16 protein-coding genes and 2 rRNA genes are annotated in these 20,082 nt (G+C 67.0%); 14 read left to right on the top strand and 4 right to left on the bottom strand.

Going from position 1 to position 20,082, the window contains the following annotated elements; all coding sequences use genetic code 11:
* The 3 genes from BKH28_RS13630 to BKH28_RS08620 all read left to right on the top strand — a co-directional run.
* A 23S ribosomal RNA gene (locus BKH28_RS13630) occupies nt 1-142 on the top strand; the annotation flags it as partial.
* Nucleotides 143-336: 194 nt separating this feature from the next.
* Nucleotides 337-455: ribosomal RNA gene (gene rrf / locus BKH28_RS08625) — 5S ribosomal RNA — on the top strand.
* 242 nt (nt 456-697) lie between these two features.
* Nucleotides 698-2,011, top strand: a complete 1,314-nt coding sequence (locus tag BKH28_RS08620) for a threonine/serine ThrE exporter family protein (RefSeq protein ID WP_178388853.1) — start codon at nt 698-700, stop codon at nt 2,009-2,011.
* Between the two features lie 106 nt (nt 2,012-2,117).
* On the opposite strand, the gene BKH28_RS08615 is transcribed toward BKH28_RS08620, so the two are convergent.
* A complete protein-coding gene (locus BKH28_RS08615) occupies nt 2,118-3,890 on the bottom strand; it encodes an aspartate:alanine exchanger family transporter (protein ID WP_178388852.1) in 1,773 nt (590 codons plus the stop codon).
* Between the two features lie 286 nt (nt 3,891-4,176).
* On the opposite strand from BKH28_RS08615, the gene BKH28_RS08610 reads away from it, so the two are divergent.
* Genes BKH28_RS08610 through ilvC form a run of 3 tightly spaced genes read left to right on the top strand, consistent with a single transcriptional unit; the run spans nt 4,177 to nt 7,520 of the window.
* Nucleotides 4,177-5,961, top strand: coding sequence for an acetolactate synthase large subunit (locus BKH28_RS08610; protein WP_075418415.1), 1,785 nt, complete (start codon nt 4,177-4,179; stop codon nt 5,959-5,961).
* 5 nt (nt 5,962-5,966) lie between these two features.
* Entirely contained in the window at nt 5,967-6,479 is a 513-nt protein-coding gene (ilvN, locus tag BKH28_RS08605; RefSeq protein ID WP_003784785.1) for an acetolactate synthase small subunit, read from the top strand.
* Nucleotides 6,480-6,488: 9 nt separating this feature from the next.
* Nucleotides 6,489-7,520 carry a ketol-acid reductoisomerase gene (gene ilvC, locus BKH28_RS08600; RefSeq protein ID WP_075418414.1) on the top strand — a complete coding sequence of 344 codons (1,032 nt, stop codon included), beginning with the start codon at nt 6,489-6,491 and terminating at the stop codon, nt 7,518-7,520.
* Nucleotides 7,521-7,609: 89 nt separating this feature from the next.
* Here ilvC and BKH28_RS08595 read toward each other — a convergent pair whose 3' ends face one another.
* Both BKH28_RS08595 and BKH28_RS08590 read right to left on the bottom strand, forming a co-directional pair.
* The gene (locus BKH28_RS08595; protein WP_075418413.1) at nt 7,610-8,860 is read right to left on the bottom strand and encodes an MFS transporter; all 1,251 of its coding nucleotides are present in this window, start codon (nt 8,858-8,860) and stop codon (nt 7,610-7,612) included.
* The gene (locus BKH28_RS08590) at nt 8,857-9,477 is read right to left on the bottom strand and encodes a TetR/AcrR family transcriptional regulator (RefSeq protein ID WP_075418412.1); all 621 of its coding nucleotides are present in this window, start codon (nt 9,475-9,477) and stop codon (nt 8,857-8,859) included. The genes BKH28_RS08595 and BKH28_RS08590 overlap by 4 nt, the downstream gene beginning before the upstream one ends.
* A 116-nt stretch (nt 9,478-9,593) precedes the next feature.
* Here BKH28_RS08590 and BKH28_RS08585 point away from each other — a divergent pair, with 116 nt between their 5' ends.
* Complete coding sequence (locus tag BKH28_RS08585) at nt 9,594-10,661, top strand: 3-isopropylmalate dehydrogenase (RefSeq protein ID WP_075418411.1); 1,068 nt, start codon at nt 9,594-9,596, stop codon at nt 10,659-10,661.
* A gap of 67 nt (nt 10,662-10,728) precedes the next feature.
* Nucleotides 10,729-11,313, top strand: a complete 585-nt coding sequence (locus BKH28_RS08580; protein ID WP_256695560.1) for a hypothetical protein — start codon at nt 10,729-10,731, stop codon at nt 11,311-11,313.
* Nucleotides 11,314-11,430: 117 nt separating this feature from the next.
* On the opposite strand, the gene BKH28_RS13825 is transcribed toward BKH28_RS08580, so the two are convergent.
* Nucleotides 11,431-11,754 (bottom strand): hypothetical protein, encoded by a 324-nt coding sequence (locus tag BKH28_RS13825; protein ID WP_256695559.1) that lies wholly within the window; start codon nt 11,752-11,754, stop codon nt 11,431-11,433.
* A 218-nt stretch (nt 11,755-11,972) separates the two neighbouring features.
* On the opposite strand from BKH28_RS13825, the gene BKH28_RS13820 reads away from it, so the two are divergent.
* The 6 genes from BKH28_RS13820 (at nt 11,973) to tagD (ending at nt 20,015) form a co-directional block, all read left to right on the top strand.
* A complete protein-coding gene (locus BKH28_RS13820; RefSeq protein ID WP_256695558.1) occupies nt 11,973-12,098 on the top strand; it encodes a hypothetical protein in 126 nt (41 codons plus the stop codon).
* 214 nt (nt 12,099-12,312) lie between these two features.
* Complete coding sequence (locus BKH28_RS08570; RefSeq protein WP_075418410.1) at nt 12,313-13,488, top strand: branched-chain amino acid aminotransferase; 1,176 nt, start codon at nt 12,313-12,315, stop codon at nt 13,486-13,488.
* Between the two features lie 179 nt (nt 13,489-13,667).
* Nucleotides 13,668-14,801, top strand: coding sequence for an LCP family protein (locus BKH28_RS08565; protein ID WP_075418409.1), 1,134 nt, complete (start codon nt 13,668-13,670; stop codon nt 14,799-14,801).
* 76 nt (nt 14,802-14,877) lie between these two features.
* Nucleotides 14,878-16,161 carry a UDP-N-acetyl-D-mannosamine dehydrogenase gene (gene wecC / locus BKH28_RS08560; protein ID WP_075418408.1) on the top strand — a complete coding sequence of 428 codons (1,284 nt, stop codon included), beginning with the start codon at nt 14,878-14,880 and terminating at the stop codon, nt 16,159-16,161.
* A 6-nt stretch (nt 16,162-16,167) separates the two neighbouring features.
* A complete protein-coding gene (locus tag BKH28_RS08555; RefSeq protein WP_075418407.1) occupies nt 16,168-19,359 on the top strand; it encodes a bifunctional glycosyltransferase/CDP-glycerol:glycerophosphate glycerophosphotransferase in 3,192 nt (1,063 codons plus the stop codon).
* A 263-nt stretch (nt 19,360-19,622) separates the two neighbouring features.
* A complete protein-coding gene (tagD, locus tag BKH28_RS08550) occupies nt 19,623-20,015 on the top strand; it encodes a glycerol-3-phosphate cytidylyltransferase (RefSeq protein ID WP_075418406.1) in 393 nt (130 codons plus the stop codon).
* Nucleotides 20,016-20,082: the final 67 nt, after the last annotated feature.

Raw genomic sequence — 20,082 nt, 5'->3', positions numbered from 1 at the left:
CATCTTCAAGATAAGGTCTCCGCAGGGCACCTCGGTGTCCTGGTAGGCCCCCAGCAGACTACTGGGTTGATAGGCCAGGAGTGGAAGACCGGCAACGGTCTGCAGAGCTGACTGGTACTAATAGGCCAACACAAACAACAACACCCCCACACCCGGGGGTAGTGAGAGTAAGAGCGAAGCGTCCACTATACGGTCCACACCCAACCCAACCACCAACCACACACAAGCACCCAGCGTGCTCGTGCGTGAGTGTGGGTTGCAAGGGCGGCCAGACAACAACCAAATAGCGGCTCACACGCCAAGACGAACGGACACACGCACCGCCCATACAGTCGTCTCGGTGGTCACAGCGACAGGGAAACGCCCGGTTACCCATCCCGAACCCGGAAGCTAAGCCTGACAGCGCCGATGGTACTGCACCCGCCAGGGTGCGGGAGAGTAGGACACCACCGAGCACATATTCACGCACCGCCCCCAGGGCCCCTCTTAGGAGAGGAACCCTGGGGGCCGGTCGTATTCTCATCCAGAACCACCAACGCCACCAGACCAACCCGCAGTAGCCGAGGCTGTGCTGTGTCCTGCCCCGATCTGACATCGGGGTACGAAACGGTGCACCATTGTTTCCGTGACTCACACCGACCTCCCTTCCCCCCATTCGGGCAGCAGCCATGAGCCGAGCCTTGACGCTGATCGGCTCATGCAACAGTCCGACGTCGTACTGCACCTGGGGCGGCTCATGCTCGCCGCCGGTGCTGGCTCCTACCGCATCAAGTCCTCTATGGCCAGAGCCGCCTCGGCCGTGGGGCTTGACCGCCACGAGGCGACCGTGACGATGACGGAGATCGTGACCTCCTCCTACGTCGGCAACCGCTTTCGTACCGAGGCATGCGAAGTACGTCGTGTCGGTGTCAACGTCGGTCGGTTGGAGGCACTGCGTCGCATCGTCCACGACCTGCGAGCCCATGAAACGGTTGAGCGCCTCGAGGCCAAGCTCGAACAGGTCGAGAAGATGCACGCCCGCTACAACGCCTTCGCCAATGCGGCCGCCTCAGGAGTCGCCTGCGCGGGATTCTGCTTCCTCAACAAGGGTGGTTGGGTTGAGTGCCTGACGGTGCTCGTCGCGGCATTCCTGGGACAGTTCATCCGCCGGCAAATGCTCGAGAGGCACTACCAGCACTTCTTCACCTGGCTCGTTTGCGGAGTCGCGGCCTCCGGCACGTACATGGGCGTTGTGACTGCGCTCGACGCAGCCGGTGTGGTGACTGGCAACCACCAGGGCGGCATCATCTCGGCGATCCTCTTCCTCATCCCGGGTTTCCCGATGGTCACCGCCATGCTCGACCTGTTCCGTCAGGACTTCTCCTCGGCGCTGTCACGCACTGCCTACGTGCTCATGGTCATGGCGGCCGCAGGCGTTGCCGTCTGGACAGTGACCTTCATCTTCCGCTGGGACGTAGCGGCGGCCAGCGGCACTGAGCTCCATGGTCCGCTCCTGCACGTCCTGCGCTGCTTCTGCTCCTTCATCGCCGCCTACGGATTCGCGATGCTGTTCAATGCCGGCGTCAAGGCCAGCATGTTGGCCGCGGTGGTCGGGGCTCTGGCCAATACCGGCAGACTGCTTCTCATCGACGTCTTCCATGTCCCGTGGCAGCTTGCGGTGGGGCTGGCCGCGGTCACAATCGGCCTGCTCGCCCAGCTCTTCGTCTCCCGCGCCTCCCTGTCCCGGGTGGCGCTCTCCGTACCCGCAGTGGTCATCATGATCCCCGGGGTTCCCTTCTACCGGGCCATTTCCGCGCTCAACACGCTCTCGGTGGACAAGGGCGGCGTCGACGTCGGCGAGGCGGCCACGAACCTTTTCGAGGTCTTCTTCGTCATTACGGCCATTGGCGTGGGGCTCGCCCTGGCACGCATCATCACCGACCACAACTGGCGCCACGATGTCGCCACCTCGGGTCGCATCACGCTCCCTCGCACACACGTCGAGGCGGCGGAGCAGCCTCTGGAGGACTGACGTTCGGTCTGTGTGCGTCCCAGGTGGACGATGGTGGCCCGCCGCTGATACGTAGCGGCGGGCCACCATTGATCGTGCAGCACCCGTGTGGCTCGGGGGAGAGGGGTCAGAGACCGCCGAGGACCTGCGCAATGAAGATCTTGACGATCATGGCCACGGGGTAGACCATCGCGTATCCCAGGGCCACCCGAGGATCCGCTCCGGTGCGCTCGTTAGCGAAGGCCAGAATCGCCGGCTGGGTCTGGGCGCCACCGATGAGACCGGACAGGCGGGTCCCTCCCATCTTGACGATCCAACGCATGGAGACGTAGATCCCCAGTCCCACGATGGTGGTGACGACGAAACCGGTGACGAAGATCCTCCACCAATCACCTCCGGTGAATGCGTGCGCGATCTCTCCGCCGGCCTTGGTGCCCGCCTGCGCCAGGAAGACTAGGAGACCGAACTCCGAGAGCACCGCTGTCGCGGTGAAGGGCATAGCGGTCACGAACTTCCCGATGCGGCCGATGCGTCCCAAAATGAGGCCGATCAGGAGCGTGCCCGCGGCCGACCCGATGGAGAAGGTTGCGCCGGTGGGCGTGAGGAACTTCCACTCACCGATGAAGATGCCCAGTGTCATCCCCAGGCCCAGCGCCACCGGGTTGATAGAGGACAACCCGCGCGAGGAGTCACCGAAGTACGTCGAAATCTCCTTCATGCGGCCGGTTGGGCCGACGACGCGAACCCGGTCCCCCTGCTGCAGCACCAGATCCGGGGTGCCCACCATGTCGACGTCGCCGCGGCGTACCCGCGAGATCGTTGCGCCGAAACGGCTGTCGATATCCAGGTCACCGATGGTGCGGCCGGCCAGCTTCGGGTCCGAGACCGTGATACGGCGGAAGTCGAGGTATTTGCGGTCCTCGATGAGTGAGTGCGACGAGCCGTGGCCCACCGCCTTGATCGCCTGGTTGACGGCATCCTGGGTGCCGACGACGGTGATGAGATCATCCTTGTACAGCCGGTCGTCATTCTTCGGTCGGGTGATCGGGCCCTTCTCGCCCCGGCGCAGACGCGAGAACCGCAGCTGGCCGGAGATCGTCTCAACGATGTTGCCCAGGAGCGGGCCGTCCTCGCGCTCCACCCGGATGGTGCGGTTGATGAGCGGGGAGGGAGTGTCCTTATCGCTGCGCCGGTAGCGCAGCGCCAGCAGGCAGAAGAACAGCATGCCGATGACACCGTAAAGGTAGGTGACGGCATAGGCCACCGTGGCGTCACCCGGCCCGCCCTTGTCGCCGGCCATGGCAGCGGCGTTACCGGCTGCGGCCAGGGCGGGGGTGTTCGTGACGGCGCCGGCGAAGGCCCCCGCGATCATCGCCGCCTTGAGTCCGAGGAGACGCCCCACGCCCACGGCCGCCAGGGCTGCCACGCCCAGAACGCCCAGGAGGATCGCCAACGGTCCGCCGGCGGTTCGGATGACGTGGAAGAAGTTCGGCCCGGACTGGATGCCGATGGCGAAGGTGAAGATCGCCAGCCCCAGTGTTCCCAGCTCTCGGGGAACCTCGATCGGCGTTGCGGCAGACGTTCCCCAGGCCGCCAACGCGATGCCGCAGAACAGTACCGCGGCAGCTCCGAGGCTGACTCCCTTGATCTTGACGTGCCCCAGCAGCATCCCGGTGCCGACCAGGAGGAACAGGACGAGAACCACGTTCTCGGACAAGTGGTGCAGGACATTGGCGTGCGCCACCTTCCAGATGAGCAGGGCGGTACTGCCGATCAGGAGGGCCGCTGCCGGGACGCGTATGCTCCTGCGTCTGGCGCGCCATAGCAGCAGCCCGGCGCCGACCATGAGGAGGACGATGACAACCGGGTTGCCTAACAGGTAGTCCAGGACCGTAGCCACGTCGCTAGTTCCGCCTTCCGTGTCTCCGCTGAAAGTGACGCAGCGGATGTTTTGTCAGGAGTAACAGGAGCATTGTGTCATCTCCGCAGGCGCGGATGGCGTACCAAGGTCCGTGATCCGCGGGGGGCGGGGAAGAATCCTCGCCGGGGGAACCACCACGCCACCGAGTTCGTGATTCCACGATGTGAGATAGTCGCTGTCTCATTATGACTCTGTGCGGAGACTGATCTAACGTTCATTACCCGGCAGGTTGCCGGGCAGTAGGCACGGAGAAGGAGAGCGAGCGATGACACGCGATGACGCTCCCGCACGTCAGGGCCAGCAGGTCATGACAGGCGCCCAGGCTCTGGTGCGCGCGCTGGAGGAGCTAGGCGTCACAGACATCTTCGGGATGCCGGGTGGTGCCATCCTGCCCTTCTATGACCCCCTGCTCGCCTCGACGAAGATCCGTCACGTCCTGGTGCGCCACGAGCAGGGTGCTGGTCATGCCGCCGAGGGCTATGCCATGGTCACCGGTCGCCCCGGGGTGTGCGTCGCCACGTCCGGACCCGGCGCCACCAACCTCATCACCCCCATCGGTGACGCCCACATGGACTCAGTGCCCCTGCTGGCCATCACCGGTCAGGTAGGAAGCCGTGGCATCGGGACGGACGCCTTCCAGGAGGCCGATATCGTCGGTGCCACGATGCCCTTCGTCAAGCACTCCTTCCTCATCACCCGTTCCGAGGACATCGTTCCGTGCGTGGCCGAGGCCTTCCACATCGCCTCCACCGGTCGCCCCGGCCCGGTCCTCATCGATATCTCCAAGGATGCCCAGGAGGGGCCCACCGAGTTCGTGTGGCCCCCGGCCCGGGACCTTCCCGGCTACCGCCTGCCGGGCAAGCCCAACCAGCGGCGCCTGGCTCAGGCCGCCGAGGTGATCTGCGCGGCTGAGCGGCCCGTCCTCTACCTCGGCGGCGGCCTGAACCGGGCGCAGGTGCCCTCCGAGGACCTGACTGAGCTCATCGAGCTCATCGGGGCGCCCTTCGTCACCACTCTGACCGCCTTGGACGTCATGCCCAGTGAGCACCCGCTCAACCTGGGGATGCCCGGGATGCACGGCACCGTGGCCGCTGTCGGGGCCCTGCAGCGCGCTGACGTCGTCGTCTGCCTGGGAGCCCGCTTCGACGACCGGGTCACCGGCAAGCCTGACACCTTCGCCACCAAGGCCTCGGTGATCCACGTCGACGTCGACCCGGCCGAGATCTCCAAGATCCGTACCGCCGACGTCCCGATCGTTGGTGACCTGGCCGACGTCGTTCCCGCTCTGAGCGCCGAGTTCCGCGACCACGTCGCCGCCGAGGGACGTGTGGACATCGCCCCGTGGTGCAGCGAGGTCGGGCGGATCCAGGCCACCTACCCCACGGGATGGACCGATACCGATGACGGGCTGCTTCAGCCTCAGGAGGTCATCACCCACCTCGACCGGGCCGCCTCCGAGGACACCATCTGGGTCACGGGCGTGGGCCAGCACCAGATGTGGTCGGCCCACTACCTCACCTTCCGTCGCCCCCACACCTGGCTCACCTCAGCCGGCGCGGGCACCATGGGCTACGGCCTGCCCGCCGCCATGGGCGCCAAGGAGGCATGCCCCGACCGGCCGGTGTGGCTCATCGACGGAGACGGCTGCTTCCAGATGACCAATCAGGAGCTGGCCACCTGCACCCTCAACAACATCCCCATCAAGGTCGCCATCATCAACAACTCCTCGCTGGGCATGGTGAGGCAGTGGCAGACGTTGTTCTACGGGCAGCGCTACTCCAACACCGACCTGAATACCGGCGCCGGAACGGTGCGTATCCCCGACTTCGTCACGATGGCCGAGGCCTACGGGGCCGTGGGACTGCGTTGCGAGCGCCTTGAGGACCTGGATGACGTCATCGCCCAGGCCAATGCCATCAACGACCGCCCCGTCGTCGTCGACTTCATCGTCTCCGCGGACGCCCAGGTGTGGCCCATGGTCGCGGCCGGGGTGTCCAACGACGAGATCCAGCACGCCCGTGGCATGAGCCCGGTGTGGGAAGAGGAGTGAGCGCCGTGAGCGAGAAGCACACGCTGTCCGTCCTGGTGGAGAACAAGCCCGGCGTGCTGACCCGGGTGTCGGCGCTGTTCACGCGCCGGGGCTTCAACATCCACTCCCTGGCCGTGGGCCCCACCGAGCACGAGGACATCTCGCGTATCACGGTGATCGCCGATGCCGAGGGGCTGGCCATGGAGCAGGTCACCAAGCAGCTCAACAAACTGGTCAACGTCCTTAAGATCGTCGAGCTGGACCCCGACACCTCAGTCGAGCGCGAGCTCTACCTCATCAAGGTGCACGCTGATGATGCCAACCGCACGGCGGTGCTCCAGGTCGTCGACCTGTTCCGCGCCCACGTCGTGGACGTCGCCCCCACGTCGGTGGTCATCGAGACCATCGGCTCAGAATCCAAGGTCAAGGCTCTACTGACGGCTCTCCAGCCGTACGGTGTCAAAGAGATTGTCCAGTCCGGTGCCGTGGCGATCACGCGCGGCCCACGATCCATCACCGATCAACTCAAGGAGAAGTGAGAAGCAATCATGGCAGCTGAGAAGTTCTACGACGACGATGCCGACCTGTCCGTCATCCAGTCCAAGAAGGTCGCCGTCATCGGCTACGGTTCCCAGGGGCACGCTCACGCTCTGAACCTGCGCGACTCCGGCGTCGAGGTCGTTGTCGGCCTGCGTGAGGGCTCCTCCTCGGTGGCCAAGGCGGAGGAGGCGGGCCTGCCCGTCAAGTCCATCGCCGAGGCCGTCGCCTGGGCCGACGTCGTCACCGTCCTGGCGCCCGACCAGGTGCAGGCCACCCTCTACCGCGAGGAGATCGAGCCGAACATCAAGGCGGGCTCCGCCCTCCTGTTCTCCCACGGCTTCAACATCCACTTCGGCTACATCAAGCCGGCCGCGGACATCGATGTCGTCATGGTGGCCCCCAAGGGACCCGGCCACACGGTGCGCCGTGAGTTCGAGTCCGGCCGAGGCGTGCCCGTGCTCGTCTGCGTGGAGCAGGACGCCACCGGTAGCGCCTGGGACCTCGTCCTGTCCTACGCCAAGGCCATCGGCGGTACCCGCGCCGGTGCCATCAAGACCACCTTCCGCGAGGAGACCGAGACCGACCTCTTCGGTGAGCAGGCGGTCCTGTGCGGTGGCGTCTCCAAGCTCATCCAGTACGGGTTCGAGACTCTGGTCGAGGCCGGCTACCAGCCCGAGATGGCCTACTTCGAGGTCTGCCACGAGATGAAGCTCATCGTCGACCTCATCAACGAGGGCGGTATCTCCAAGCAGCGCTGGTCCTGCTCCGACACCGCCGAGTACGGCGACTACGTCTCCGGCCCGCGCGTCATCACCCCCGAGGTCAAGGAGCACATGAAGGAGGTCCTCTCCGACATCCAGGACGGCACCTTCGCCAAGCGCTTCATGGACGACCAGGCCGCCGGCGCTCCGGAGTTCAAGAAGCTCCGGGCCGAGGGCGAGGCGCACCCCATCGAGTCCACCGGCCGCGAGGTGCGCTCCATGTTCGCCTGGCGCGCCGACGTCGACAAGGACTACACCGAGGGCTCCGTGGCCCGCTGAGGACTGCCGAGATCCGTTGACAACGGGCGGCGCCCCGATGACGTCAGGTCATCGGGGCGCCGCCCTCGTGTCGTCCGTGGACGCCGGGGTCAGGCGAGCCGGCGCCGCTGGAGACGAACGGCGAGGGCCACCAGGGCCAAGACCATGCCCATGAGACCCACGAGAAGCGCTGCGCCGCGTCCAGGACCGGTGCCGACGACGGCTCCCAGGCTGGTGGACAGTGACTGTCCCGGCTCCACCAGGGGCTGAAGCACACGGTCGACCAGCACCCCGGAGCACAGGTAGGCCGCCAGATAGCCCATCTGGGTGACCAGACTGATGGTGCCCCAGGTGCGTGCCTGTTGAGCGTTGTCGACCCGGGTGCGCACAAGGACCTCCGCCCCGGCCTGGGACAGGGGCAGGCAGGCGAAGATGAGGAATCCACAGGCGGCCACCCACCAGGCGCCCGGCCCCACGGGGAGCAGGGCCATGGCGGCGCCGGTTCCGGCCAGGCCCGAGGCGAGCAGCGTCGTCGGCTGGGCGCTCTTCCAGGCGGTCACCAGAGCCGCGCCCACGAGCATGCCGGTAGCGGCCACCGTCTCGACCACCCCCATCTCGGTGGTGCTCACGGTGGGCAGGAGGATCGGCTTGAGGAGCACCTGAACGACCCCAATCGCGAGAGTGGCCAAGGTCATGAGGACAACGAGCGTGCGCAGGGCGGGATGGGATGCGATGGCCAGCCACCCCGCCATGACGTTGTGGTCCTCGTACTGCCGGGGCGTGGCGTGCTGCGGTTCCTCGGCCGCCAGGGCGCGGCGCACCGTCAGGGTGCACGCCACGGTGACCAGGCAGGTACTGGCGTCCAGCAACAGGAGACCCCGGGGCCCGACCAGGGGCATGAGGAATCCCGCCACGGCCGGTGCCAGCAGGTACTTGGCCGCCGAGGCGAGCTGGAGGAGGCCGGAGGAGCGCACATAGTCCTCCTCGGTCACCAGATCGGTGACACTCGCCCGTAGCGCCGGCTCGGTCAGCGCGGCCAGGCAGGAGGAGATGACGGCTCCTGCGCAGATCCATCCCAAGGACGGTCGGGGCGAGGAAAGGGTCATGAGGATGACGCCCAGTCCGAGAATCGAGCCGGCGTCCCCGATCATCATCATGAGGCGGCGGTCGTAGCGGTCTGCGAGGACCCCGGCCAAGGGCGCCAGAAGAACAATGGGGGCGAAGGCACTCATCTGGACGGCCGCCACCGAGGACGCCGTTCCGTAGGCGCGCAGTATGACGACGGCCAGGCCGAAGGCAGTCAGCCCTGTTCCCAGCGAGTTGATGAACGAGCCCAGGACCAGCAGTCCGACGTGCTTCACGGCTCCGCCTTCATCAGGATGCCGAGGCTGCCGGGCTTGGCACCCAGCAGTGTCTCGCCGGCCCAGATGAGGCTGTCGTGGCGGCGGGCGAGCTCATCGGGGCCGGAGTTCATGATGTCGTGATCCAGGAGGATGCCCGAGGCGCTCAGCAGCAGCTCGATGGCGTCACGGGGGCGCTCGGTGGTGAAGGTCCCCTCGCTCACCCCCTGGGTGATGACCTCGGCGAGGACCGGGGTGAGGTGCTCGATCATCGCCGTGATGGACAGCAGGTGGAACTCCGCGTTACCCGGTGCGTGGAACTGGTCGACGAGCTCGGTCTCGGTGTCCACGAGCCGCATCGCGGCCATGATCGCTGCGAGCTTGTCCGTCGCCGGAGCCGATGAGGCGGCGATCTCGCGGGCCTGCTGCTCGACCTGGAGGACGATGCGCAGGACCAGGGCCCTGAGGATCTGCTCCTTGCTGGGGAAGTGGTAGTAGAGCGTCCCCTTGGCGATGCCCACGATCCTCAGGATGTCCTCCATGGTGGTGGATTGAAACCCCTTGGTGGTGAACAGGGTGTGTGCGGCGTCGAGAATCTCCTCGCGACGTTGTGCGGCAGGGCGGTGGATGCGCGGCATGGCTCCTCCTTGGTGCATCGGCAACAGAATAACCGACCGTTGGTCGAAACGCGAGCGCGTACTTCCGTTATGCGGACTCCTCGTCTCGCATCCTGATCGTGCCCTAAGGTGGCCCCATGACGCAGACCATCAAGCTGGCAGTAATCCCGGGTGACGGCATCGGTAAGGAGGTCGTCCCCGAGGGGCTCAAGGTCCTTGAGCGAGCGCTGGAGGGAACCGGGGTCGCGGTCCGTCCTACCGCCTTCGACCTGGGGGCCGAGCGCTGGCACCGGACCGGTCAGACCCTCGCCGATGAGGATCTTGAGGCCATCAAGGCGCATGACGCCATCCTGCTGGGGGCCGTCGGTGATCCCTCCGTCCCCTCAGGTGTGCTCGAGCGTGGTCTGCTCCTGCGCCTGCGCTTCGCCCTGGATCACTACGTCAACCTGCGTCCCTCGGTCTACTACCCGGGTGTGCCGACGCCGCTGGCCGATCCCGGTGACATCGACTTCGTCGTGGTGCGTGAGGGCACCGAGGGTCTGTACTGCGGGAACGGGGGAGTTGTGCGGCAGGGGACGGCGCACGAGATCGCCACCGAGGTCAGTGTCAACACGGCCTACGGGGTGGAGCGCCTGGTCCGCTACGCCTTCGCCAAGGCCCGGGCCAGGGCCGCCAAGCACCTCACCCTCGTCCACAAGCACAACGTGCTCGTCCACGCCGGCGACCTGTGGCGCCGCACCGTGGAGGCCGTCGGCGCCGAGTACCCCGACGTCGCCGTCGACTACTGCCACGTGGACGCCGCCACCATCTACATGGTGACCGACCCCGGCCGCTTCGACGTCATCGTCACCGACAATCTCTTCGGCGACATCCTCACCGATGAGGCCGGTGCCGTGACCGGTGGTATCGGGTTGTCGGCCTCGGGCAACATCAACCCCGAGAGGGCCTTCCCCTCGATGTTCGAGCCCGTCCACGGCTCTGCCCCGGATATCGCCGGTCAGGGCAAGGCGGACCCGACCGCCACGATCAGCGCCGTCGCCCTCATGCTCGACCACCTGGGACTGTCCCAGGCGGCTGCGAGGGTCGAGGCCGGAGTCACTGCGGACATGGCCGCCCGAGGCGGCGGCGCCCAGCGCTCCACCAGCCAGATCGGTGACGCCATCGCCGACGCGGTGACGGCCGGGGCGGATGCGTCATCGCATTGAGACACCACGGCCCTCTTTGTGTCCGGAGCGTGACCGCCGCACTCGGGCGGGTCGTTACATTCTGGGTATGTCGTTACGCGGTCCCCGACGTCGGGTCGCCACCTGCCTCGTGCTCTCCGGGCTCGCCGGCCTGTGCGGGTGCGATGTCCTGACCGATGATCCACTCACTGACTCCGAGATGTCCGTCTTCCTGGCCGAGGCGGATTCACATGCCGCTGGATCGAGGGGAAGGACCTTCCAGGCGACCGTAGCGGCGGCGGCGACTCAACGCTCCTCCATCGTGGGGGCCTTGTCGCTCTCGCGGGTCAGGAGCGACGCCGCCGCAGACGCCAAGGCACTGGTCTCCCGAAGCGGAGCCATCGCCGGCGACCTCAGCCAGGCGGAGTCCGCTGGTCTTGAGGTCAAGAGGTCTGCGCTCAACCAGGCGATTCAAGGCGACGACGTCGACGTGATCCGGGCGGCGCTCGCGGACCTTGGTCAAGCTGTTGCCGTGGTCGAGTCCGCGGTCTCCTCCCGACGCTCCTCCGCGGCCCAGGACCAGGTGGCTCCGCCAATGGGGGAGAGTTTGCCGGGAGCTCCTGGCCAGGGCGAGTCCGGCGAGCCCACGGAGGCGGGTGAGGAGGTCGGTCGACCGGGGGGAGGGGGAGCCTGAGCCGCACTCCCAGATCGGTGCCCCATCCGATGCGGCACCATCGAGTGCACAGGGCGCCGCTGAACCTGTGCAGGACCCGTCCTCTCAAGGGGAGCAGTCGCAAGAGCCGTGACGAGCTCACCCGGCGGTGGGGGCGACCGGCGTCTCGGGTCCCGGTGTCCCCGTGGGCCAGCGGGACTGATCCGACAGGCCGTCCACGGTGATGCCACGAATGGTGGTGTCCCACGCCGTTTCATCGAAGGCTCCCTGCTGGCACACCTGAGTCACCGACGGGGCCGCTCCGTCGGCCGACCACACCCGCACGAAGGCCCTCCCCGTGACCCGGGAGCCGCTGACTCTGGCGCTGAAGGTCGTGGCGATTCCGGTGTAGGGCTCGGAGCGGTTCGTCGCCGTGAGCTCCTGCTGACCGGATTGCCGATCCTCCGGGTAGGTCTCCGCCAAGGAGGCGGACCAGTGCTCGGACAGGGCGCTGGTCGTCGCCGCCGGAGACGACCAGCGCCTCCGCGCTGGTCAGCTCGGCGCTCACCTGGCATCCGGAGAAGGGTGAGGCGTAGGAACGTGACCAGGAGGCTCGGGGAGGCGATGTGGGTGCGGGGGCCGAGGGCCCACGCGGTGCGGCGGTGGAGGTGGTGTAGCCGGGCAGGTCCGGGAACCCGACCGTGAGCGCTGCTGCGGCCGTGGCCTGGCTGGTCGGCAGCGGGGTGGGCATCACCATCCGGGACGGAGTCGTCGAGACGTGCGGCGCCGCAGAAGGAGAAGCCGGACCTGCGTTGGCGGCGAGCTGATCCAAATCCACCTGTGCGCATCCGGCCGTCCCGGTCAGCAGGGCTGCGCCGGCCAGCGTGCCCCGCACGAACCTGGCTCGGGGGCTCAGCCGGTGAGCACTGATCGATGGGCGCTGAACGGAGCTCATGGCCGGAACCTAGTCCCGCGCCCGCCTGCCAGCCAGCATATGGGAAGGCCGTGTCCGAGTTGTGGCCTCGACGGTAGGGTGGGCCTATGTCCGAGACAGACGCCACCTCAACCGACTTCGCATCCTCCTCCTTGGCTCGTGCCGCCGAGGTCCCAGTCCCGGAGGCCGACGTGCTCGCCGGTCGATTCCCCCTGACCGCCAACCCGTCACCCGTCACTGAGGATGACCGGGCAGCAGTCCTGGCGGGCCTCCACTTCGGTAACTCCTTCACCGACCACATGGCTCACGCCCGCTGGAGGCAGGGGGAGGGGTGGGGTGACTACGGCGTCGTTCCCTACGGCAATCTCAGCCTGTCCCCGGCCGCGGCTGTGCTCCACTACGGCCAGGAGATCTTCGAGGGCATCAAGGCGTACCGGCACGAGGACGGATCAGTGTGGACCTTCCGTCCCCGCTACAACGCGGCGCGCCTCAACGCCTCCGCCCGGCGCATGGCTCTGCCCGAGCTGGCGGAGGAGGACTTCGTGGCCTCCCTGGTGGATCTGGTGCGTGCCGACGCCGCCTGGGTGCCCTCGGGTGAGGGCGAGTCCCTCTACCTGCGCCCCTTCGCCTTCGCCTCCGAGGCCTTCCTCGGTGTGCGCCCCTCCGCCGTGGTCGACTACTACGTCATCGCCTCGCCCGCGGGATCCTACTTCCCCCACGGCCTCGAACCCGTCTCCATCTGGGTGACCACCGAGTACCACCGTGCCGGACGCGGAGGGACAGGGGCGGCCAAGACCGGGGGCAACTACGCCTCCTCCCTGCTTCCTCAGCAGGAGGCCTACGCGCGGGGCTGCGACCAGGTCTGCTTCCTCGATGACGTCTCGCAGAAGAACATTGAGGAGCTCGGCGGCATGAACATCATGGTCGTCGACGCCGACGGGACCGTACGTACACCGCGTCTGACCGGGACGATCCTGGAGGGCTCCACCCGCAGCGCCATCATCCGCCTGCTGCGCGACTCCGGGCGGAGCGTCGTCGAGGACACCATCAGCCTTCAGGGGCTGCTCGCAGACATCGAGTCGGGTCGGGTCAGCGAGGTCTTCGCCTGTGGAACCGCCGCCGTCGTCGTGCCTCTGGGGCATCTCAAGGGCGAGGGGTTCGACGCCCGTATCGAGGGCAGCGAGGTCACCCGGCAGATCCACGACCGGCTCACCGCGATTCAGTCCGGTCACGCCGAGGACCCATACGGGTGGATGTACCAGCTCGTGCCCCCTCGTTCATAAAACCATTGGAGATATTCCTTCTGATCGTCCAGAAAGATATTCTGGGCGTGACATGAAATGGTGACGGAGAGATTGCGTCGGTCTCAGTTGCATCTCATTTCATGAGCAATTTGCCCGGAATTCCTAAAACAAGGGGATTCCGGGCAAAATGCTTGAGAAATATGTGGTGCCATTAGCCCATGACGCAGTCCCTCCTACCAGAACCTGGAAGCACCCCGATTGACAAGGGTGATGCTGAAGCATCCTTATCAGGGATCGAAACGACCTCGACGCGCAGCGTACGCGGCGCTCGACGCCGCCCCGGACGGGGATGGAGGATCGCCCTTCTCAGTGTCCTGGCGATCTTCCTGGTTCTGACCCTGGCCACGGGAGGCCTCGCCCTGTGGGTGCGTCACTCCATCGCCTCCGGCATCGAGACGATTGCGGACCCCTTCGCAGGTATTCCCACGCGAGCCCCGCAGCAGAAGGCGGCGGGCAAGGAGCCGGCCGTCAACATCCTGGTCCTGGGGACCGACTCGCGCACCTCCGCCTCCGACCCCTCCCAGTGGCAGGAGGGGGCCCAGCGCACGGACGCAATCATGATCGTTCAGGTCAGCGGCGATAGGAAGACGATCTCGGTCATGTCGATCCCCCGTGACTCGTGGGTGGAGATCCCCGGTCACGGCCAGGGCAAGATCAACGCCGCCTACTCCTACGGGGGGCCCTCGCTGACGATCCACACCGTGGAGAACCTCACCGGCATCCACATCGACCACTTCGCGGTGGCGAACTTCGAGTCCTTCGTCGCGCTGACCGACGACATCGGTGGGGTGCGCGTCAACCTCAAGACGCCTCAGACACTCGCCGGCAAGGATCTCGGGGCCGGGCCGCAGGTACTCAACGGGCAACAGGCCCTGGCCTACACCCGCGAGCGATCTTCCCTCCCGGGCGGGGACTTCGACCGCGTCAAGCGTCAGCAGACCTGGATGCGCTCCATCGTGAGCAGGGTCCTGACCAACGGCACCTTGAGCAGTCCCACGGCGCTGTACTCGTTCCTCAAGACCGCCTCGCGGACAGTTGCCGTGGACGAGTCCTTCACTCTCAACCAGATGCAGTCCCTGGCCCTGGAGACGCGTCACCTTCACAGCAACGACATCATGTTCATGACCGTACCGACCGCCGGTACGGGAACCTCCGAGGACGGGCAGTCCATCGTCAGGCTCGACGCCGATGCGGACGCTCCCTTGTTCAAGGCCTTCGCCGAGGACCGGGTGAGCACCTACCTCGCCGAGCACCCCGACGCCGTCGAGCTGCTTCCCGCCACGGTGAACTAGGGGTGAGGACTCGTGGCGCACGGCGCGGCGTCCCGGCGGAGTGCCTTGTGGGACGCGTACAAATGCATGGAGACTCATGACTGACGCTGCTGAAGTAGCCGACGTCGCGGTCATCGGGCTGGGGTACATCGGTCTGCCCACGGCCGCGGTCCTGGCCCGCGCCGGACTGGACGTCGTCGGGGTGGACCGTGTCCAGGAACGTGTCGAGGCCGTCAACCGCGGAGAGCTTCCCTTCCTCGAGGAGGGGCTGGCCGCCGTGCTGGCCCAGCAGGTCGAGGCCGGCCGCCTGCGCGCCCAGACGGTGACGCCGTCGGCACGGACCTACATCATCGCGGTGCCGACCCCATCGACGGGCCGGGACCACGCGGCCGACCTCTCCCTGGTGGAGGCCGCCACCAGGCAGATCGCCCCTCGTCTCACAGGGGGCGAGCTCATCGTCCTGGAGTCGACCTGTCCACCCGGCACCACTCGCGGCCTGGCCGAGGCGATCATCGCGATGCGCCCGGACCTCTCCATGGACGGCGGTGGCGGACGGCCCCAGGTGCACCTGTCCTACTGCCCCGAACGCGTGCTGCCCGGGCGCATCATGGCGGAGATGGTGACTAACTCCCGGGTCATCGGCGGCTTGACCCCCGAGGCCTCGCACCTGGCCAGAGACCTGTACGCCACCTTCTGCCGGGGCGACCTGGTCCTGACCGACGCCGCCACCGCCGAGATGACCAAGCTGACGGAGAACGCCTTCCGCGACCTCAACATCGCCTTCGCCAATGAGCTGGCCGTTGTCTGCGAGCGGGTCGGGGTGGATGTCTGGGAGCTCATCGACCTGGCCAACCGCCATCCGCGGGTGAGCATTCTTCAACCGGGCCCCGGGGTGGGCGGTCACTGCATCGCGGTGGACCCCTGGTTCCTGGTGTCCTGCGCTCCCGAGGAGACCAGGCTCATCCGCACGGCCCGCCAGATCAACGACTCCCGGCCGGCCCATTACGTGGGGCGCATCCTCCAGGCGTTGGAAGGAGCGGCCTCGCCGACCGTGGCGGTGCTCGGCCTGACCTTCAAGGCCGACGTCGACGATCTGCGCCAGTCACCCGCGCTCACCATCACCGAGAACGTGGCCGTCGCAGCGCCCCACGCCCGGGTCCTGGTGGCTGAGCCACACGCCAAGGAGCTTCCGCCGTCTCTGGCTCGGCGGGGCAACGTGCGACTGACCGGGTGCCGGCAGGCCGTCGAACAGGCTGATGTCGTGGCGCTGCTGGTCAGCCACCAGGAGTTCGCCGACCTTGATCCGCTCCTGCTCGAGGGGCGCAACCTCATTGACGCCACGGGGCTCTGGCGCCGCAGCGCTCACCGGTTGACGGGGTAGAAGAACATGGGCGGTCGGCGTCTCAGACGTCTCATCGGTGCGGCTCTGCGCGGCGTGCACCGGCCCCGACTCAGCGTCATCGTCCGGGCGTCGGAGGCCGGCCCTCACCTGGAAGGGGCCATCCGATCCGTGCTCAACCAGACCTTCAAGGACGTGGAGGTCCTGGTCGTCGTCGGGCCGAAGGCCGACGCGCAGAGCACCGGTGAGCAGGTGGCGACTCGCCTGTCCGCCAGGGACCGGCGTATCCGGGTCGTGCCCTGTGATCGGGGCGGCGACCTGGAGACCGCCCTGAAGCGAGCGCGAGGGCGACTGGTCACCATTGTCGACGGCGGGGACGGACTCATCGCCGGTGCCTGCCAGTCGATGATTCAGTGCCTGGAGCGGTCGGGCTCCGACGTCGTCGTTGCGCGCTCGCGGTCCTTGACACCGGTAACCGGGGCCGGGCCGAGGACGGGGCCGCCCCGCGCGCCTCGCCTCGCGGAGCCGCTGGCCGAGGTGCCCGAGGCGGTTGAGGAGCTTGTGGCCGGTGCCGTCATGGCCCGTCGAAGGCTGTGGACCCTGCCACGAGGGCTCAGTGCGCTCCGTAGCCCTGTGATGCCTCTCCCCGCCAGAACCCTCGCGGTGCTTCTTACCGCGACCCGCATTGACGTGCTGGATGAGGAGGTCTACACCTGGCGCGCCGGATCGGCGGCTCGTGGTCCCGGCGCGGACGCCGATCCCGGCGCCCTCCTGGCGGAGGTGGACGCCATGGTGCAACTGGTTGCCCACGCCCCGGAGGCGGTGCGTCAGCGTCTGGTCGCCGAGCGCCTGAATCGGACTCTTGCTCGTCTGGCTGAGCGGGCTCACCGGGAGGGGCCTGACTTCGTCGGTAGGCTCCGCCGCACCGCGAGGAGGGCGCTGGCTGATGCAGAGGACTCTGTGTGGGAGTCGACCGAGCTGCTCGATCGACTCGTGCTGTGGCTCCTCATCCAAGACGGGCCACTCAACGCCGCGGAGCTTGAGGAGCTGATCGGCTGGCGCCAGGACCTGAGCCACCTTCCCCTGACCCACGAGACGGGGGCTCTGCGTCCCGAGCAGCGCTTCCTGGAACAGATCGCGGTACCCCACCGGCTTACCGAGGTCCGAGACGTTGATCTGCGACTGCACGTCGGCGTCGACACAGCGCGCTGGGTGGGGCCCAGGACCCTGGAGGTACGCGGCTGCGCCTGGGTCTGGGGAGTGGACCCGAGCCTGACCGATCTCCCGACCGTTGAGGTGGTCGACGAGTCAGGAGAAGTTCGAGGCCGCGCCGAGGTGGACCGCTGCGAGGCGCCCCGAGCCGACTTGGAGGCCGGCGACCCGTGGCGCTCCTACCTCTCCTCGGGGATCGTGGTGCGTCTGCGTCTCGAACCGGGACGCTCCGCGTGGTTTCGGGTGGTGACCTGCGTCGCGGGGCGAAGGGTGTGGGCATGGATGCCGCAACCGGCCGGCTCCAGCAGGTGGCGGCTGGCGCCGCCGGAGTCCGGGCAGCGCCTGGCGGTGCGCGGTCGACGGGGGTTGCTCCAGGTCGCTGCGGTGGACAGCGGAAGCCGGGGGAGTGCGCTGCTGCCCAGTGGTCCGATTGACGTCGTGCTGCTCGCCGCGCGTCAGGACATCGACGCAACGCTGGTGCTGAGCGGAACGGTGACGGGGGCCCCGGCGAGGCTGGATATTGTCCTCGGTGGCAGCGCCGGAAGTGGCGGCTCGATGGCGGTGCCCGCCGTCCTGGTGCCGGGCGGCGGGTGGTCGGCGAGTATTGACCTGGTCGACCCCCGCGCCGAGCTGGGGACCTGCCCGGTGGGTTGGAGTGCCGCCTCGCGGGACGAGCCCGACCGCCGCATTGAGGGGAGCTGTCTGGCAGGGGAGTGGGTTGACGGACCCGCCATCGAGGTCCCCATCGCCCCGGCGCCCACCGGCTCCGCGGTGGTGCCCGATGGTGCCGCCTTTTCAGTGGACTGCGTGCGCCCCGCACGCCGCGCGCGGATCATCACCCGGCGGGACGGCACCGTGGCCGTAGCCGTTATCCCCCCGCTGACACCTCATGAGCGCTCACGACGGGGCCATCGGCTCCTCATTGAACGTGAGGCCAATGCCTTGAGGGCGGGAGTCTTCCTGGAGTCCTTCGGCGGGCGCAGCGGGGGAGACAACCCGGCCGCGATATGCGAGGACCTGGCGGCCCACGGCGTCACCGCGCCCCTGTGGTGGTCGGTCGTCGATGGCACGGTTCCGGTGCCGTCGGGCGCCCGCCCCGTCGTCGTCGGATCACAGGAATGGGTGGAGGCGCTGCGCACCTCACGTGTCATCGTCACCAACGACCACCTGCCCTCCTGGTTCTCCAAGCGTGAGGGCCAGCATCTGCTCCAGACCTGGCACGGCACTCCGATCAAGAAGCTGCTGCACGACGCCCCGAGAGCCGTCACCCTGAGATACCGGCGCCTCATGACCCGCCAGGTCCCCCAGTGGGATCTGCTGCTCGCCCAGAATCCGGAAGCCGGCCGGCGTTTGCAGCAGGCTCTGGGGTACCACGGGCAGGTCCGGGTGGGGGAGTACCCCCGAAACGTGAGGATGATCGGAGGCTCTCAGGTGAGGCGGCGGGTGCGCCACGAGCTCGGAATCGGTCAGAAGCAGCCGGTCATCCTCTACGCACCGACCTGGCGTGAGAGCCTGCGTCCTTCGAAGGGTGAGTCCGGAGGCGGCTCCGTGAGCGGGCGCGGGCCTCTGGGGGCTCTGGGGGCTCTGGACGGGGCGTCTCTGGCTGATCGTCTCGGCGCGGTGGTCCTCATGCGCAGCCACCACATGAACCGGACCGGCCGTGTCCCGGGGACGGTCGATGTCAGCGGGTACCCGAGTGTCGAGGAGCTCATGGTGGCGGCCGACGTCCTGGTGTCGGACTACTCGAGCATCTTCTTCGACTTCGCTCTCACTGGGAAGCCGGCAGTGGCCTACGTACCCGACCTGTCCTCCTATCGCGACGTCGAGAGGGGCCTGTACGGCGACTGGCCCCTCGAATCGGGGCTGCCCATCGCTGTCGACCACGATGGGCTCGCTTCCCACCTGCAGCGGATCCTCAGCGACAGCGACACCACCGAGAGGCACTGCACACCGCCAGATGTCGATCCCGTACCGATCCTGGACAACCTCGTGTGGATCCGTGGATGGATCACTCATTTCCTGGACTGATAGGTGACTGGAAGACCGGATGAGTCACATCTCTCAAAATACTGGAAAGAAGAATTGTTGTGAGAATGTGAGGCGCTCGGGGAAAGTGGGACAGGCCTCTCTGTGAGAGTCGACTGTGAACATCACGTGTTTCGGCGGCATATCGGTATGGCATCGATTCTGTGACATCTTCAGTTTCAGTTCGAAAGTGGGTAATACTCACGACGGTTTGTCCGGAGTGTTGGCGCGGGCGAACTTCGGACGTCCGACCAGGAAGTGACCCCATGAAGCGCGTGATTACCTATGGCACATATGACCTGCTCCACTATGGTCATATTGCGTTGCTGAAGCGTGCGCGAGCGCTTGGGGACTTTCTGATGGTGGCGCTGTCCAGTGATGAGTTCAATGCCGGAAAGGGTAAGCAGGCGTATTTCTCCTACGAGGAGCGCAAGGTGATGCTCGAGGCCATTCGGTATGTCGATCTTGTGGTGCCTGAGCTGACCTGGGGGCAGAAGACCGAGGATGTCGCCAGATATGGTATTGATGTCTTCGTCATGGGTGACGACTGGACTGGCGAGTTCGACGATCAGCTCGAAGGGCTGTGCGAGGTGGTCTACCTTCCTCGGACTCCAGAGGTCTCGACGACTCAGATCAAAAGTGATATGCGCCTGAGTTGATGGGTGTGTTGTGAGGCGGGATGCCGGGCGGGTTGAAGCGGACGTCCGAGATGGAAACCGGATTGAT

The sequence above is a fragment of the Actinomyces oris genome, assembly GCF_001937665.1.
GTDB classification, from domain to species: Bacteria; Actinomycetota; Actinomycetes; order Actinomycetales; family Actinomycetaceae; genus Actinomyces; species Actinomyces stomatis.
The sequence above is the reverse complement of the archived record's forward strand: the minus strand, read 5'-3'. Positions and strand labels throughout refer to the sequence as shown.

Excerpts from the sequence above, each read along its gene's own strand:
- BKH28_RS08620 (WP_178388853.1), top strand. The coding sequence starts at position 698 with ATGCAACAGTCCGACGTCGTACTGCACCTGGGGCGGCTCATGCTCGCC.
- BKH28_RS08610 (WP_075418415.1), top strand. The coding sequence starts at position 4,177 with ATGACACGCGATGACGCTCCCGCACGTCAGGGCCAGCAGGTCATGACA.
- ilvC (WP_075418414.1), top strand. The coding sequence starts at position 6,489 with ATGGCAGCTGAGAAGTTCTACGACGACGATGCCGACCTGTCCGTCATC.
- BKH28_RS08590 (WP_075418412.1), bottom strand. The coding sequence starts at position 9,477 with ATGCCGCGCATCCACCGCCCTGCCGCACAACGTCGCGAGGAGATTCTC.
- BKH28_RS08585 (WP_075418411.1), top strand. The coding sequence starts at position 9,594 with ATGACGCAGACCATCAAGCTGGCAGTAATCCCGGGTGACGGCATCGGT.
- BKH28_RS08580 (WP_256695560.1), top strand. The coding sequence starts at position 10,729 with ATGTCGTTACGCGGTCCCCGACGTCGGGTCGCCACCTGCCTCGTGCTC.
- BKH28_RS08570 (WP_075418410.1), top strand. The coding sequence starts at position 12,313 with ATGTCCGAGACAGACGCCACCTCAACCGACTTCGCATCCTCCTCCTTG.
- BKH28_RS08565 (WP_075418409.1), top strand. The coding sequence starts at position 13,668 with ATGACGCAGTCCCTCCTACCAGAACCTGGAAGCACCCCGATTGACAAG.
- wecC (WP_075418408.1), top strand. The coding sequence starts at position 14,878 with ATGACTGACGCTGCTGAAGTAGCCGACGTCGCGGTCATCGGGCTGGGG.
- BKH28_RS08555 (WP_075418407.1), top strand. The coding sequence starts at position 16,168 with ATGGGCGGTCGGCGTCTCAGACGTCTCATCGGTGCGGCTCTGCGCGGC.
- tagD (WP_075418406.1), top strand. The coding sequence starts at position 19,623 with ATGAAGCGCGTGATTACCTATGGCACATATGACCTGCTCCACTATGGT.